A 15,803-nucleotide genomic window follows, 5' to 3' on the forward strand; every position below is an offset into this window, starting at 1 on the left:
CGTAGTAAAATATCAGATTAACTATTTTTTGTGCAGTTGTTTTAGCTGTTCTGACATTCTCAGCCTCGCCGCAAGGAGCAATGTGATGAAGTTCGCCATTGGTATTACCCTTCTCTTATTGGTCCTCGCCGTGCTGCTTGCTGTCGCTGCATGGCGTTTTTTATACGTACGATGTAGCGGCTCTGCTGTAGTTATTCGTGAGTTACCGTCTCCTAGTGGCCGACATTGGCGTCATGGATCCATGAGGTATCACGGCGAAGGATTGCAGTATTTCAAGCTCCGTTCCCTCAAACCTGGGCCAGATTTGGTCGTGGATCGCCAGCAAGTGGATTATTTGGGGGCACGCCCACTTGAAGATTCCGAAATTTTATTGCTTCATTCCGATGCGACGGTTCACAAGATTAAGTATTTGGCTCGAGAATATGAAGTAGCACTCGACAAATCTGCATCGATGGCTTTTGTTTCGTGGATTGAATCCGCTCCTAGTCGACGTCAAGAACGGATCGACTACAACGCCTTGTATCGCAAAGTCGACCAGAATAAGCGTAAATAGCCCTAACACGATAGGGTATTGAGCATGCGTCTTGTCATTGCTCGTTGTTCTGTCGATTATATTGGTCGCCTCGAAGCTCACCTTCCGATGGCCGATCGTCTACTCATGGTCAAAGCTGATGGATCTGTTTCTATTCATGCTGATGACCGTGCATACAAGCCTCTGAACTGGATGACACCTCCGTGTACGTTAACGGAAACGACGCATGAGGAATCGGAGACTGGTGAATCGATTCCGCTATGGATCGTTGAAAATAAAAAAGGTGAGCAGCTGCGTATCACGATTGAAGCACTGCACTCCGATATGTATTACGACTTGGGTGAGGACCCAGGGCTACAAAAAGACGGCGTTGAGGCGCATCTCCAAGAGCTTCTAGCTGAGCATATTGAAACGCTTGGCGACGGCTACTCGTTAGTGCGTAGGGAATACCCCACACCAATTGGCCCCGTCGATATTCTGTGCCGTGATGATAAAGGTGGCTCCGTCGCCGTCGAAATTAAGCGCCGTGGTGGCATTGATGGCGTTGAGCAATTAAGTCGTTACCTTGAGCTGCTTAACCGTGATGATTTACTCGCACCAGTGGCAGGTGTATTTGCAGCCCAGCACATTAAACCGCAGGCTCGGACTTTGGCTGAAGACCGTGGAATTCGATGCGTCACACTTGATTATGATTCTCTGCGTGGCATTGAATCGACAGAACTGCGACTGTTCTAGTTAGTTTTGTGTGAGAGGTTGATCTAACGTGGGGCGAAGAAATAGAAGAGCAGTGCCGGAATTACGCGCTTTACCGCGAGATGGCGCAACTTACTACGGAACTCAGGTTGTAGAGGGTCCGCAGTGGACTAATGGTGAACTGTACTTGATGCGGCATATGGGTTCGCATGCTGCCGTGAAGTTCTACGTATGTCCAGGATGTAATCAAAATATTCCTCCGGGAATTGCGCATATTGTGGCGTGGCCCAAAGATTCTGTTCGAGGCGCTGACGATCGACGCCACTGGCATCGTTCATGTTGGGAACGTCGCTAATAAACAGCTAATGCAAAAGAGCGGCCGGTATCCCCTTGCAGTCAAAGGGATACCGGCCGCTCTTGGCTAGAAACGCCTTACTTCTGTGGCTCGGTGAGCTCTAGGAGGACGCCGCCGGCATCCTTTGGGTGAACAAAATTAATACGAGCGCCAGCGGTGCCGTTCTTTGGTTCTGGGTAGAGAAGGCGAACGCCCTGAGCTTTGAGGTGCTCAGAGAGCGCGTCGATGTCTGAGGTGCGCAGGCACATTTGCTGCAAGCCTGGGCCCTTCTTATCGATGAACTTAGCAATGGTGGATTCTTCGTTCAATGGAGCGAGAATCTGGATCATTCCATCGGTTTCCTTGAGGTTCTTAGGGCCAATCATGGCCTCATGAACGCCTTGCTCCTCGTTAACCTCATCGTGGTGGTTAACCCAGCCGAATGCAGAACGGTAGAATTCGACGGCTGCGTCGAAGTCTGGAACTGCGATGCCTACGTGGTCTAGGCAGATAACGAGCTCGTGTGGAATATCAATGGCTGAAATATCGGTACTCATGGTTTCCAACTTTAGCTACATCGACTGTCATGTGTGCGGATTTTGTGCATTCAAACCATATTTGGAGTGTGAGACTATGCTCATTGACATGATTCTTGCATTTTCTGTAGCACCTACCGAAACCTCAAATAACAAGGCAGAAATGGCTGATGTAGTAGCAGAGGCCATCCGAGTTGTTCGCGAATCTGGTCTGCCGAATGAGACAAATGCCATGTTTACTTTGATCGAAGGGGAGTGGGATGAAGTCATGGCTGTGGTGAAGAAAGCCACCGACGCTGTTCTTGCTGTGTCTCCTCGGGCAAGCCTTGTTATTAAGGCAGATATCCGACCAAGTTACACAGGGCAATTGCAGCAGAAGGTAGCATCGGTGGAGCGTGTGCTTGCAGGGGATTCGGAGAGCTAAACCTATTGCAGATTTTCTAGGACTGATACATCAGGTTGAGGCATGCTTTTGGGCACGATCACCACATGATCGTCGATGGTATGAACATCAACATTGATTTCAAATACCTCGGAAATCAATTGTGGTGTCATGATGCTGCTTGGAGCGCCTTCGGCATAGACTGCGCCACCTTTCATCACAATAAGATGGTCGGCATATCTAACAGCCTGTTGTAGATCGTGCAAGACGGTCACAATAGTTCGTCCGAGCTGTTGCCGCAGTGCTCGGGCGAGCTCTAAAAGCTGGTATTGGTGGGCTACATCGAGATACGTTGTGGGCTCGTCTAGGAGAACTACGGGTGTGTTTTGGGCCAGCACCATTGCGAGCCAGACTCGTTGACGTTGGCCGCCAGAAAGTTCAGTAACGCGGCGGTGGCGTAGTTGTGCCGTGCCGGTTGCTAGGAGGGCGGAATCAACTGCTTGAGCATCCTTAGTTGACCACTGTCGCAGAAGGGTTTGGTAGGGGAAACGACCTCTGCCTACGAGTTCTTCGACAGTAATATCAGTTGGTGCAAGTGCTGTTTGTGGCAGCAAAGCGATACGTTGGGCTATGTATTTTGTGTGCAAAGAATCCAGCGGGTTGTCACCTAGATATACTTGCCCAGTGTGTGGTTGAAGAATTCGGGCGAAGCTTTTTAATAGTGTGGATTTTCCACAACCATTTGGCCCAATGATGGCTGTGAATTGTCCTTGCGGCACCTCGACCGTGAGATCAGTACTTACTGTGTGCTTATCCCACGCCAATGTGACGGAATCGGTACGAAGAATGGGGGAAGTGCTGGTCATGAGTTCTCCTTCGAGCCGCGGGCTATGAGCCACAGCAGGTACATGCCACCGATGGTGACGGTGACGAGGCCAACAGGAAGCTGGGTGGGGTAGAAAAGTCGCTGGCCGATGAGGTCGGCAACGATAATAAGCAAAGCGCCGATTACCGACGTCTCTACAAGTGGGGTTCGTGCAGACGACGTTAGTGCACAGGCAATGTGTGGAGACGCCAAAGCCACAAATGCGATGGGGCCTGCGACAGCGGTGGTTGCTGCCACGAGGAATACTCCACCGACTAGGAGGAGGAGCTTGGTTAACTGCAATCGAAGTCCGAGGCCTACAGCGAGATCGTCTCCTAGGCTAAGAACATCGAGGAATCGCCGCAATGGAATGGTTGTGATGATAAGAATTGCTAGGACACAGCAGGCTGGTATCGCTATGGTCCAGCGGAGTCCATTGAGTGAGCCTGCACCCCAACTTGCAGCAGACAGTGCTGTGTCGAGTTCTCCGCGGGTGATTAGCCACCTATTGAGGGCCGAGAGCATTGCTGAGATTCCTAGGCCTACTAGGATGATGCGGAGGCCGTCGATACGCGTTCGGACTGACAGTGCGATCACCACGACTGAAACTGCTAGACCGCCGATGAGCGCACCGACAATGGTGGCACCAAAGCCTGACCATCCAAGGAGGAAGGCTGCGATTACGCCGGTGTAGGCGCCGGTTGAAAATCCGATGACGTCAGGTGATCCGAGCGGGTTGCGTGTGAGGGATTGGAATAGTGACCCTGCTATGGCGAGTGCTGCGCCTACTAGGATTCCGGTGACCACTCGAGGCAAGCGCCACTGCATGACAACCGTGTGTGCTAATGGGGTTTCGCTGGTGAGAAGCTGCCAAGTACTTAGTCCGGCTCCGGGAATTACCAAGCTGTATGCCGCGGTGACTAGGAGGAAGGAGGAGAGTATGACGAGTGCACGCATGCTAAATCTCCTTGCGTTTCGTCTGCGCGTAAGCGATGAGGAATGGTGCGCCGATGAATGCGACGACCACGCCGGCGGGGAATTCGCCTGGAACGATGATTCGGCCGAGGATATCGGCTGATAGCACGATGATGGGGCCGATGAGAGATGCGGTGGCCACTAAGCGTAGGAGGTTGGGGCCTACGATCCATCGTGCGATATGCGGAACCATAAGCCCTAGAAACGTAATTACCCCAGCTGCGGCAGTGGCGCTAGCAGCGAGTACGACGATTGCGATGAATGTGAATAGCCGAGTTTTTGCTATCGACGCCCCCATGGTGATGGCCAACTCGTCTCCTAGGGATAATGCGTTGAGTTGTCTCATGCATGTTGCAGTGACGAGAATCCCTAGGATTAGTCCTACCCCTGCTACGGCTGCGGGTTGATAAGAACCGGCGTCGATGTTGCCGACCATCCAGCTCTTGAGTCGATCAAATGCTTGGGGATTCACTAGTGATAAGCCGTCGCCGATGCCAGTGAGTATTGCGCTTAGCGCTACACCGGCAAGTACGAGACGTAAGGGGTCAGAGCCTTTGCATGAGTTCATACTGAGTGCGTATACGCATGCTCCGGCTAGGATTGCGCCTAGTAGCGCGAGCGCGAATATGCTGATGTGACTTAGCGATCCAGCTAGAGCTATGCCGATGACAATGGTAAAAGCTGCGCCGGCGTTGATGCCGAATACACCGGTGTCCGCTAGGGGATTACGGGTTAATGCTTGAATTAGCACACCTGCGAGGCTCAGTGACGCACCGGCTGCAATGGCGATGAGCGTGCGGGGGATTCGGCGTCCCCAGATGATGTGGCTGTTTGTTGGGTCGCCGTAGTGTCTAAGAGCTGCAAGTATGTCAGGTGAGGTAATATTTCGAGCCCCGACTCCTAAACTCATAATGATCATGCAGAGGAGGATGATTACAAGGAAAGTGATAACTAAAGGCAATGGTAGCCGGACACGAGGTTGTCGAAGCATTAGATAATTCTAACCAATTAATTTGAAATTAGGGTAACCTGTCCAACATGTTCGAAATATCCCGATCTCGTGCGAAAGCAATGCGTCCTTTCCTTGCCCTCGCCACAGCCACTGTAATGATGCTGTCCCTCGCAGCGTGTTCTTCTTCTGACAATTCCTCGACTAACGCTCAAGGTAACACTGATGTTGCCGTGGGTGGCCAGCGTTTTAGCACCGCTGATCAAGAAACTGCCAAGCTTGGTAGTGATGCACAACCTGGTCAATTCCCACGTACCGTCGTTCATGCTGCTGGAACAACGGAGATCACAACAAAGCCCGAGCGTGTTGTTGTCCTTGATACCGGTGAATTAGATAGCGTCTTGTCTCTTGGGATCACCCCAGTAGGAATGACCACTACCAAGGGTGCTAATCCAGTGCCGAGCTATCTCGCCGATAAGGTAAAAGACGTGGAGCGAGTTGGCACTATCAACGAGCTTAATATCGAGGCAATTGCTGCTTTGAAGCCCGACCTGATTATTGGTTCGCAATTGCGTGCCGACAAACTGTATCCGCAGCTTTCTGACATTGCGCCTACGGTTTTTTCCATCCGACCAGGTTCTCCATGGAAGGAAAACTTCCTCCTCGTTGGCGAGGCACTTGGTATGGAAAAAGAAGCGGAAGAAAAACTGAATGAGTATGCTGACCGCGTTGCTGAGTTAAAGAATAACGTTCCTCAAAATACTGAGGTTTCTCTCGTTAGGTTTATGCCTAACAAGCTGAGGCTGTATGGAAACAAGTCGTTGATCGGTGTTGTTCTTGCCGATGCTGGGCTTGCTCGCCCAGAAAAACAAAACGTTGATGATCTTGCTGTTGAAATTTCTCCAGAAAACATCGATCAAGCTGCAGGATCGGTCATCTTCTATACTTCCTACGGAAAGCCAGATGCTACAGGGGAAACCGCTGTAGTTGAGGGGCCGGCATGGAAAAACCTTGAAGCAGTGGCTGCGGGTAAGGCCCACCGCGTTAATGACGATGTGTGGTTCCTTGGTCTAGGGCCAACAGGCGCTATGGAGATTGTCTCGGACCTTCACGACTACTTACTGAAGAAATAAAATCCTTCCGAAAAATTCTGATCCGCTTCTAGTGAGCTAACAATCATTGCGATGCAAGTTCACTAGGAGCGGATCATTTTCTTTGCCTTATTGAGGCTAAATACTTGGCCAGTGGGCGGGTGCAATGAATAGGTAGGTTCCGCCCATTACCAACACCATAAAGAGGATCAATAATCCAACGAGGCTGGTTCGCACTGCTGGATGGCGCTGACCGTACCAAGCAAAGAAGATATCCAGCTTGGATGCTAGCCAGATTGTAAGCCTGTGGGTAGGTGGATGCACCAGAGAAAGTATTCCTAGCGCGATAAAAATACAGAGCCAACCAGGGGCTGGGGTAGGCAAGATGATGATGCCAAAGACTAGCAGGCACACACCTGCCACTAGGAGAAGAGGAGAAAGGACAGGTCCATACCACGCAGCCTTCATGTGCAGGTGCCGATCCTGCATCTTGTTCATTAGGTTGTGGACCTTTTCTTCCATCGCCCCTCACTGCACGCTCAGAAATTATAAAACTGAGTGTTATTTTAAGTGATACTTCGATTTACTTCATATAAAACGATCGACCACGCAAAAATTGGTGGAAGAACGTAGGCTGGCACAGGTAAATACTTTGCTGAGGAGTGAAAAATATCATGACAACGCCCAATCGTTTTGTTGCAGGTGCGATTGATCTAGGAGAGGTAAAAGCTCGTGCGGAGGCGCGTTCTCAAGCACAGCGAGCGGGTCAGTCGTCTGTGACTGAGGTGGAGCCCACAGTAACCATCACTATGGATAACGTGGAAGAGCAGCTTATTAAGCGTTCCATGCAGGTTCCCGTTGTGGTGTTGATTGGTACTCCACGAAGCCCCGACTCGGAACAGTTACGAGCGGATCTTAGCCAGATTGCCAGCGGCGCAAGCTTGAGTTTCATTTTCGCCTATATTGATGCGGACGCTACTCCGCAGGTTGCCCAAATGTTTGGCATTCAGGGCTTGCCGACGGTCGTGGCGTTGGCTCAAGGTCAGCCTTTGGCTAATTTTGAGGGCGGTCAGCCAATGGAAGCGTTGCAGCAATGGACAGCTGCCGTAGTTAAAGCCGTCGAAGGGAAACTACCGGGCATCACAGGTGATGATGCAGAAGCAGAGCCAGCAGAGGATCCTCGCTTTGAACCTGCTACTGAGGCATTGAATGCTGGCGATTTTGATGCGGCCATTGCGGTTTATGAGGAAATTTTGCGCCATGAACCAAAGAATCAGATGGCCTTGCAAGCGCGAGACAACGCCAGATTGTTGTCGCGTCTGAAGGATGCTGACCGGAGCGTCGATCCTATTGCTGTTGCAGATGCTGATCTACAGGACGTGGATAAAGCATTCGCTGCTGCTGATGCAGAGATCACGACTGGAAAAGTAGAGGAAGCGTTTGATCGTCTCATCGAACTGTTGCCTAACGAGAAAGTTAGGACGCGGTTGCTGGAATTGTATTCGGTGTTTGAGCCTAGTGATTCTCGTGTGCAGGCTGCCCGATCAAAAATGGCAAGCAAATTGTTTTGATCGTTAATGGGCTCTTCCGGTTTTAGAGTGCATTGATTAGTTCGCCGGGGGTTCGGGCGTGGCACTACGCGGAGTGGGACGTTTTCCATAACCATGGCTTGGCTGGGATTGGCTGGCGTTGGTGGGCGTTGGTGCGCGCGCCACCCCCGCTCACCCCCGAAAAAGAAGGCACTTCACACCAAATCTACTCAAACGGCCGGTTTGGAAGCGATTTGGTGTGAAGTTCTGAGAAAAATGCTTCGAAATACCCCCGTTTATGCCGCGCAATCAGAAGTGAGCCAGAGTTTTGTAGGTTCCGAAAAACTTTTTAAGAAAAGCGCGGGTAGTAACTAGTAAAAGCGAGAACGGTACGTTGCCGGCCAGTTTGATGCTGGTCGGCAACGTACCTTCTTACAACAGCGTGATTATGCTTCCCAACGATAGAGCTGGCCGCTCATTGCAGGTATATGCACTGTGAGGGAATGCTGATAGCCATCCCAGTCGGTGTCCCACGCCATGACGTCGCTGTCGAGGTAGTTGTCTTCTCCTTCGTAGATGCCTGCATCAGTGTTGAGGATGCACTTCCAGTTTCCGCCTTCAGGCACACCTAATTTGTAGCTTGGGTGATCTGCTCCACCAAAGTTGAATACAGCTAGGATCTTGGATCCATCAGCACCGTAGCGCACGAAAGACAAGATGTTGTTTGCTGCGTCGTCAGACTTTGTCCAGCTAAATCCTGCTGGGTTGTTGTCTTGGCTGTAGAGCGCAGGGGAGTCTTTGTACAGTGCGTTGAGGTCTTGCACTAGGGTGCGGATACCGCGGTGGTATTCGCCTTCCCAACCGTCCATGTCACCCCAGTCAAGGCTTCGTTCTTCGGACCATTCTTTCACTTGGCCGAATTCTTGTCCCTGGAACAGCAGATTCTTGCCTGGGTGAGCGTACATGTAGGCATACAAGGTGCGTAGACCCGCTGCTTTGTTCCATGCGTCGCCTGGCATTCGAGTCCACAGCGAGCCTTTGCCGTGAACTACTTCGTCGTGGCTGAAGGGGAGCACGAATTTCTCAGAGTATGCGTACGCCATGGAGAATGTGATGTCGTTGTGGTGGTACATGCGATGAATAGGCTCGTGTGAGAAGTATTCGAGTGTGTCATTCATCCAGCCCATGTTCCATTTCATGCTGAAACCGAGGCCGCCTTCCCACGTTGGAGAGGTAACTCCTGGCCATGAGGTGGATTCTTCAGCAATGGTCATCACGCCTGGGTGGCTCTTGTGCACGGTGGCGTTCATTTCTTGGAGGAACTGAACAGCTTCGAGGTTTTCACGGCCACCGTAGATGTTAGGAAGCCACTCACCGGGTTCGCGTGAGTAGTCCAAATACAGCATGGAGGCCACAGCATCGACACGGAGTCCATCGACATGGAACTCTTCGAGCCAGTACAAAGCGTTGGCGACGAGGAAGTTGCGGACTTCGTTGCGGCCGAAATCGAAAACGTAGGTGCCCCAGTCTTTTTGTTCACCGCGGCGCCAGTCAGGGTGTTCGTAAAGAGCTTGACCATCGAAGCGGCCGAGTGCAAAGGCATCTTTGGGGAAGTGTGCTGGTACCCAGTCGACGATTACGCCGATGCCTGCTTGGTGGAAGGCGTCGATAAGCAAGCGAAGCTGATCTGGGGTACCCCAGCGTGAGGTAGGAGCGTAGTAACCAGAAACTTGGTAGCCCCATGAACCACCAAAGGGGTGCTCTGCTACAGGGAGGAACTCCACGTGGGTATAGCCCATTTCCTTGACATAGTCGACAAGGTTGGTGGCTAGTTCCTCGTAGTTTTGGCCTTGGCTCCATGAACCAAGATGGACCTCGTAGACGCTCATCGCAGTGTTGTCGTGGTCGGTGTGCGCACGATTGGTCATCCATGTATCGTCATTCCACGTGTAGGAGGAGGAAGCGATGATAGAGCCGGTTGCCGGTGCTACCTCGGCACGCTTTGCCATGGGGTCTGCCTTGTCGAGACGATGACCTTCGTGGGTGTGGATCGCAAATTTGTAGACTGTTCCCACGCCAATGTTAGGGATGAACAGCTCCCAGATTCCGGTCGAGCCGAGGCTCCGCATAGGGTATTGGCTGGGGTTCCATCCGCAGAAGTCGCCGATGACAGCAACTCCGCTTGCGTTAGGTGCCCAGACTGCAAAGGCAGTACCTTCAACGTCACCCATGGCCGTGGTGATAGTGGTCGGGTTTGCGCCGAGTACTTCCCAAAGTCGCTCATGACGGCCTTCGTTGATGAGGTGGAGGTCAAGATCACCTAGCGTTGGCAGGAAATGGTATGCATCGGCTTGCTCGGTTACTTGTCCACCTTGCCAGTGAATTCGTAGGCGATAATCGCAGGAAGCATCGTGGTCAACGATTGCTTCAAAGATGTCGTCACCTACGGCGGCGAGCTCTACCACAGTGGAGTCGCTGAGTAATGCTTCCACGCGTTCTGCTCCGATGTGGCGGGTACGGATAACTGCGCGTTCAGCATCTACCTCGTGCCAGCCATATACTCCGTGCGGATCGTGGTACTGGCAGATTTTGAGGGCGTGGAGGACATCAGGATGGACTGGTGTGATCTGAGTAGGAGAAACCATGAGAGTAAGTACTTTCTTTACGTTAAGTCGATATGAGGCGGATGTTGACTGTTATTAGTTCCGATAATCGGATTCTCCGCGCCACGATAGTTGCGCTTTGCGGCTATTCGGTGCAGGTGGAATAGCAACGATATGAGCTACGTTGGCACACGGATCGAGGCGGATGAAATTACGTTGTCCCCAGTGGAATTGCTGTCCGGACACCAGATCGGTGACATCGAAGGATTCTGTGGTGTCGCGCCCAAGGGCTTCCATATCGAGTTCAAGTGTTGCCTGTTGAGCATGGTCAGGATCTAGGTTGACTACTACCACGATGGTGTCGCCGGTGACCGGATCAACCTTGCTGTAGGCAAGAATGGAGTCGTTATCGGTTGGGTGGAAATCGATCACACGTAGCTGCTGGAGAGCAGGGTGCTGTGCACGAATCGAATTGAGCAAAGTGAGATACGGTTCGAGAGAATTACCCGCTGCGCGGGCAGTGTCAAAGTTGCGAGGCCGTAGTTCGTATTTTTCGGAGTTTGCATACTCTTCACTACCGTGGGCTACTGCTTCATGCTCGAAGAGCTCGAATCCGGAGTACACACCCCATACCGGCGACATGGTTGCTGCAAGCGTTGCCCGAATAGCAAACATGGCGCGACCGCCATACTGCAGTGACTCGTGCAAAATATCGGGGGTGTTAACAAACAGGTTGGGGCGGCTAACATCAGCCATCTCAGCGATTTCTTCGGCGAATTGCTGCAGCTGAGTCTTCGAAGTCTTCCACGTGAAGTAGGTGTAGGACTGGCTAAAGCCCACTTTGCCTAGGCCATAGAGTCGCGCCGGGCGGGTAAAAGCTTCCGCCAGGAAGATGACTTCGGGGTGCTTGGCATGAACCTTGGCGATAAGCCATTCCCAGAAGTTTGCTGGTTTGGTGTGAGGGTTATCTACGCGGAAGGTGGTCACACCTTGCTGAACCCAGAAAAGGACGACGCGCAGAATTTCGGCATAGATCTTCTTTTGTGCGTTATCAAAATTCAATGGGTAGATATCTTGATATTTCTTGGGTGGATTTTCTGCGAAAGCAATAGATCCGTCAGCAAGTACGGTGAAAAACTCTGGGTGAGATTTCGCCCATGGATGGTCAGGTGCAGCTTGCAACGCTAAATCAAGTGCGACTTCAAGGTTCAGCTCGCGTGCACGGGCGATGAGCGCGCGGAAGTCGTCGATAGTTCCTAGACGGGGGTGCACTGAATCGTGGCCACCTTCAGCAGAGCCGATTGCCCATGGTGACCCTACGTCGCCAGGTAGGGCAATGAGTGTGTTGTTTTTGCCTTTGCGGTTAATCTCACCGATGGGGTGGATTGGTGGGAAATAGACAGTATCAAAACCCATGGCAGCCACTCGATCCAAAGCCTGAGCTGTGGTAACGAATGTGCCGTGAACAGGCTGACCGTTATCGTCCCAGCCGCCAGTTGAGCGCGGGAATAGTTCGTACCATGAGCTATACAGGGCCTTAGTACGTTCAACGGAAATTGAGTAGGTGTGCCCGCGGGTGAGCAGTTCGCGCACAGGATGCTCAGCCAGCAGATACGTGATTTCTGCGCTGAGTGCAGGAGCGACTCGGGTGCGCAGGGGAGCGTCGCTGCGCAGTGCGTTGATGACCCGAGTAAACGCTGGCGCTAGAGTCTTTCTTTCGGCCTTAGGTGCACTAGCGATGGCTGATTCAAATAGGGCAGCCCCATGCTCAATGTCGTTGTAAAGTTCCTCGGGGCTTTGACCTGCCTCAATTTTTGTGGTCACTGCATGGCGCCACGTGGCTACGGCGTCAGACCAAGCATCGACTCTAAAAGTCCACGTACCGGGGCGATCAGGAACGAAACTTGCCCACATACGGTCGGGATCGAACTTCTTGGTCGCCATGGCAATGGAGGAACTTTGACCTGTCGGATCAGTTACCACGAGAGTGGCGGCAATGGCATCGTGGCCTTCGCGCCACACCAAAGCGCTGACGGGAATCATTTCCCCGACCACGGCTTTCGACGGTCGTCGCCCGCACGAAACCTTGGGGCGAACATCTTCAATAGCAAGTCGTGTGGACTTCGAACTCATATGCCGATTCCTCTATGCGTAGGGGACTGTTCACTGTCGGGAAAATCCTTCCCGAGCCTTGTCTCTTAGAGTAGTCAAGCTGTGTCTATTCCACATGCACAGTGAGAAATCCGTCATGATGGAACCTATGACGAACCCGAAGAATGATCCGCGTAACCCCGATCTCCTTCTCGATTTTGAAGAGGTTGAGTTCACTCGGGGTGGAAAAACGCTGGTAGGGCCTATCACCTGGCAAGTCGAATTGGATGAGCGGTGGGTGATCCTCGGACCAAATGGTGCGGGCAAGACCACACTCATTCGGATGGCGGCTGCCGAAGAATTCCCCTCAAAAGGTGCATTGTGGATCATGGGGGAGCGCATCGGTAAAACAGATATGCGCGATTTGCGAGCGATGATCGGTGTTTCTTCGTCAGCGTTAGGAAACCGAATTCCTACCAACGAAAAAGTCCTTGATCTCGTGATCTCGGCAGGGTACGCCATCTTGGGGCGGTGGCGCGAAGAATACGACAAATGGGATCACGATCGCGCCATTGAGATCCTAGAACAAGTCGGTGCGTACCACCTAGCAGATCAAACATGGGGGACTTTAAGCGAAGGTGAGCGAAAACGAGTCCTAGTTGCCCGCGCTCTTATGACCAATCCCGAGCTCTTGCTTCTCGACGAACCCACCGCAGGCATGGACCTAGGTGGCAGAGAGGACCTCGTGGGATACCTTGCTCAACTAGCAATGGATCCCGACGCACCGGCGATGGTCATGATTACGCACCATGTAGAGGAGATTCCCGCAGGTTTTACTCACGCACTACTCCTAGACGAAGGCGAAGTAGTCTCCCAAGGGCTTATCGACGAAGTCCTTACCAGTGCAAACCTCACCAAGGCATTCCATCAGCCCATCAAAGTAGACAAGATCGACGGCCGTTATTTCGCGCGCCGTCAGCGCACTGCCCGTAGTCACCGTCGCTAGCGGACTGTCGACAAATCAAACACGCTGTAGAATATCTTGCGACTACGCCGGACTTGGGAATCGAGGTGAGCAACTCCCATGAGTACACCAGTGGACCTCACTGAAGGGCTCGACGGTGCAAAACTAGCCGTTACCGTGCTCATGATCCGAGATTCCCCCACTGGACTCGAAGTCTATGTTCAAGAACGAGTCTCATCGATGCCGACGTTTCCCAATGCCACCGTATTCCCAGGCGGCGGAGTAGATCCCCGTGACTTCGAACTCGATGGTGTCGAATCAGAACACGAAACCTTTGGTGGGCCAAGCCTCATGCACTGGGCTCGCTCACTCGGCACAAACCGTAACCGAGCACGCGCACTATTATTCGCAGCAGCACGCGAACTCTTTGAAGAAACCGGCACCCTGCTAGCCACACACTCAGACGGCACTCCCATCCCTGATGCCACGCAATACCACCCTCAACGGTTGGCGTTGGAAAGTCACAGACTATCGCTTTCTCAAGTCTTGGCACGACATGATCTCACGTTACGCTCTGAATGGCTACGCCCCTCCACCCGATGGGTAAGCCCCGAAACAGACGAAAAACGATTCGATATGTTTGCTTTCGTCGCAGTACAACCCCCTGGACAAGAACCCGACGGAAATACCCGCGAAGCAGCATCAACCGGTTGGTTTTCCCCATCACTCATCCTCGACGGATGGCGGGCAGGACTCATACGACTCGTAATCCCAACATGGGCACAACTACTGATCCTCAGTCGATTCGATTGTGTGCGCGACGTACTAGAATTTCTTCGCCGCGCAGACATGACACCCATCATTGGCGATCCCGTAGACGATCCGCGCTTTGAAGAATTCTATAGTTTTACCCCTCCCGAACGCTTCTAAAACAACACTTTTAAAAAACACTGAAAACGAGAACACCAACCAGTGAGTTACACCACCGACGAGGTGCATTTCCTCCTCGACCTTGATGCAGAAATAACAGCTGTAGCAGGCGCGATCACTCGCGACCATGAGATGACCAAAGCGACAGCAGTAAAAGACGCCGCAACGTTTCACAAACATTTCGGCGCCAATGGTCGAGCAGCAATGGAACTATGCGCCTCTCGAACATCAGCGCAGGGAAAACTCCCGCACGACTGGCTGATGTGCCACGATTCCGCACAACAAGCAACGCCACTAGCTGTGGCTCAGCAACGAGCGCACCGCATCCACCGTGTCTGTGGATCCGAAGCAATAGTCCACGACGTAACATGCTCCATCGGTACAGAGGGAGCAGCAATTACTGATCTCGGTATGGCGTACCACGGCAGCGACCTCGATATGTCACGCCTCCTTATGGCACGACAAAATGTGCCTAATGGTCTATTTTTTCAAGCAGACGCACTAAAACGAGCGTCGACAAGCAGCGACGTCATCATCGCAGACCCCGCTCGGCGTGCAGGAGGACGCAGAATCACCAAGCCCGACCAACTCATTCCACCGCTGCCACAATTGGTTGACCATTGGCGCATAACTACAACCACAGCCGCACCGATGGCAATCAAATGCGCGCCGGGCTTGGATTTTCAAGAATGGGACGGGCTGGTCAGCGTTGTAAGCGTTGCTGGTGGCGTAAAAGAAGCGTGCCTCTACACACCAGAGTTATCGGAAGGATTGACTCGGGAAGCCATCATGATTGGACCAGATCAAAGTGTCGACGTCCTCAACGACCGCCACGGTGGTGAAGTACCCGCTGGGGATCCAGGGACTTTTATCATCGACCCCGATGGTGCAGTTGTACGTGCGGGACTGGTCCAACACTATGCTGCGCGTGAACAATTATGGATGCTTGATGAGCACATTGCTTATCTCACTGGTGATCTCATTCCGCAGGGGAGAAGCGGCTTTAGATTCATTGAGATGGTGGGGCTTAAACAGCTGAAATCGGCTTTGGTTGCTCACGATGCCGGAAGCCTAGAAATCCTAGTACGAGGCGTGGATGTGGATCCGGATCAATTGCGAAAGAAACTCAAGCTCAAGGGCAATACTCCTATGGCAGTGATATGTACCCGCATTGGTCGAAAAGGTGTAGCTTTGATCTGCCATGCGCGCGAACATTCACAGATATAGGAAGAAAATGCCAGATGCATGCTCACGATAAGCACAAGTTTGTGCGCTGCATTAGACTAGTCGGGCGCGTGGCCCACAAGGGTCCAAGCGCACTATAAAAAA

At 52.3% G+C, this 15,803-nt stretch carries 16 protein-coding genes; 9 read left to right on the forward strand and 7 right to left on the reverse strand.

The features are described from left to right. Positions 1-85: 85 nt before the first annotated feature. Genes AT687_RS04700 through AT687_RS11860 form a run of 3 tightly spaced genes read left to right on the forward strand, consistent with a single transcriptional unit; the run spans position 86 to position 1,580 of the window. Positions 86-553, forward strand: a complete 468-nt coding sequence (locus tag AT687_RS04700) for a DUF2550 domain-containing protein (RefSeq protein WP_014318946.1) — start codon at positions 86-88, stop codon at positions 551-553. 24 nt (positions 554-577) lie between these two features. Further along, positions 578-1,267 (forward strand): endonuclease NucS, encoded by a 690-nt coding sequence (gene nucS / locus AT687_RS04705; RefSeq protein WP_003851110.1) that lies wholly within the window; start codon positions 578-580, stop codon positions 1,265-1,267. 28 nt (positions 1,268-1,295) lie between these two features. Next, positions 1,296-1,580, forward strand: coding sequence for a hypothetical protein (locus AT687_RS11860; protein WP_014301750.1), 285 nt, complete (start codon positions 1,296-1,298; stop codon positions 1,578-1,580). A 77-nt stretch (positions 1,581-1,657) separates the two neighbouring features. Here AT687_RS11860 and mce read toward each other — a convergent pair whose 3' ends face one another. Continuing rightward, on the reverse strand, positions 1,658-2,116 hold the full coding sequence (gene mce, locus AT687_RS04710; RefSeq protein ID WP_003851112.1) for a methylmalonyl-CoA epimerase: 459 nt from the start codon (positions 2,114-2,116) through the stop codon (positions 1,658-1,660). 88 nt (positions 2,117-2,204) lie between these two features. On the opposite strand from mce, the gene AT687_RS04715 reads away from it, so the two are divergent. Continuing rightward, positions 2,205-2,519: a thiamine-binding protein gene (locus AT687_RS04715; protein ID WP_041740643.1), complete on the forward strand. Its 315-nt coding sequence runs from the start codon at positions 2,205-2,207 to the stop codon at positions 2,517-2,519. 2 nt (positions 2,520-2,521) lie between these two features. On the opposite strand, the gene AT687_RS04720 is transcribed toward AT687_RS04715, so the two are convergent. From AT687_RS04720 to AT687_RS04730, 3 genes are read right to left on the reverse strand one after another with little or no spacing between them, the layout of a single operon-like run. Then, on the reverse strand, positions 2,522-3,343 hold the full coding sequence (locus AT687_RS04720; protein ID WP_014303260.1) for an ABC transporter ATP-binding protein: 822 nt from the start codon (positions 3,341-3,343) through the stop codon (positions 2,522-2,524). Further along, positions 3,340-4,299: a FecCD family ABC transporter permease gene (locus AT687_RS04725; RefSeq protein ID WP_014318948.1), complete on the reverse strand. Its 960-nt coding sequence runs from the start codon at positions 4,297-4,299 to the stop codon at positions 3,340-3,342. Before AT687_RS04725 ends, AT687_RS04720 begins: the two co-directional genes overlap by 4 nt. Position 4,300: 1 nt before the next feature. Further along, on the reverse strand, positions 4,301-5,308 hold the full coding sequence (locus AT687_RS04730) for a FecCD family ABC transporter permease (RefSeq protein WP_003851121.1): 1,008 nt from the start codon (positions 5,306-5,308) through the stop codon (positions 4,301-4,303). Positions 5,309-5,355: 47 nt separating this feature from the next. On the opposite strand from AT687_RS04730, the gene AT687_RS04735 reads away from it, so the two are divergent. Next, the gene (locus tag AT687_RS04735; protein ID WP_010934776.1) at positions 5,356-6,399 is read left to right on the forward strand and encodes an ABC transporter substrate-binding protein; all 1,044 of its coding nucleotides are present in this window, start codon (positions 5,356-5,358) and stop codon (positions 6,397-6,399) included. Between the two features lie 96 nt (positions 6,400-6,495). Here AT687_RS04735 and AT687_RS04740 read toward each other — a convergent pair whose 3' ends face one another. Then, complete coding sequence (locus AT687_RS04740; protein WP_021334989.1) at positions 6,496-6,879, reverse strand: TIGR02611 family protein; 384 nt, start codon at positions 6,877-6,879, stop codon at positions 6,496-6,498. Positions 6,880-7,031: 152 nt separating this feature from the next. On the opposite strand from AT687_RS04740, the gene AT687_RS04745 reads away from it, so the two are divergent. Further along, the gene (locus AT687_RS04745; RefSeq protein WP_010934778.1) at positions 7,032-7,928 is read left to right on the forward strand and encodes a tetratricopeptide repeat protein; all 897 of its coding nucleotides are present in this window, start codon (positions 7,032-7,034) and stop codon (positions 7,926-7,928) included. Between the two features lie 404 nt (positions 7,929-8,332). Here the strand turns inward: AT687_RS04745 and glgB are convergent, their stop codons facing one another. After that, positions 8,333-10,531 carry a 1,4-alpha-glucan branching protein GlgB gene (gene glgB / locus AT687_RS04750; protein ID WP_014318950.1) on the reverse strand — a complete coding sequence of 733 codons (2,199 nt, stop codon included), beginning with the start codon at positions 10,529-10,531 and terminating at the stop codon, positions 8,333-8,335. Between the two features lie 54 nt (positions 10,532-10,585). Beyond that, positions 10,586-12,622 carry an alpha-1,4-glucan--maltose-1-phosphate maltosyltransferase gene (locus AT687_RS04755; RefSeq protein ID WP_014318951.1) on the reverse strand — a complete coding sequence of 679 codons (2,037 nt, stop codon included), beginning with the start codon at positions 12,620-12,622 and terminating at the stop codon, positions 10,586-10,588. A 115-nt stretch (positions 12,623-12,737) separates the two neighbouring features. On the opposite strand from AT687_RS04755, the gene AT687_RS04760 reads away from it, so the two are divergent. The 3 genes from AT687_RS04760 to AT687_RS04770 all read left to right on the forward strand — a co-directional run bounded on the left by AT687_RS04760 (position 12,738) and on the right by AT687_RS04770 (position 15,701). Next, positions 12,738-13,586, forward strand: a complete 849-nt coding sequence (locus AT687_RS04760) for an ABC transporter ATP-binding protein (RefSeq protein WP_003851131.1) — start codon at positions 12,738-12,740, stop codon at positions 13,584-13,586. 78 nt (positions 13,587-13,664) lie between these two features. Beyond that, a complete protein-coding gene (locus tag AT687_RS04765) occupies positions 13,665-14,474 on the forward strand; it encodes an NUDIX hydrolase (protein ID WP_010934782.1) in 810 nt (269 codons plus the stop codon). A 42-nt stretch (positions 14,475-14,516) separates the two neighbouring features. After that, entirely contained in the window at positions 14,517-15,701 is a 1,185-nt protein-coding gene (locus AT687_RS04770) for a THUMP-like domain-containing protein (protein WP_014318952.1), read from the forward strand. Positions 15,702-15,803: the final 102 nt, after the last annotated feature.

It is taken from the genome of Corynebacterium diphtheriae (assembly GCF_001457455.1).
GTDB classification, from domain to species: domain Bacteria; phylum Actinomycetota; class Actinomycetes; order Mycobacteriales; family Mycobacteriaceae; genus Corynebacterium; species Corynebacterium diphtheriae.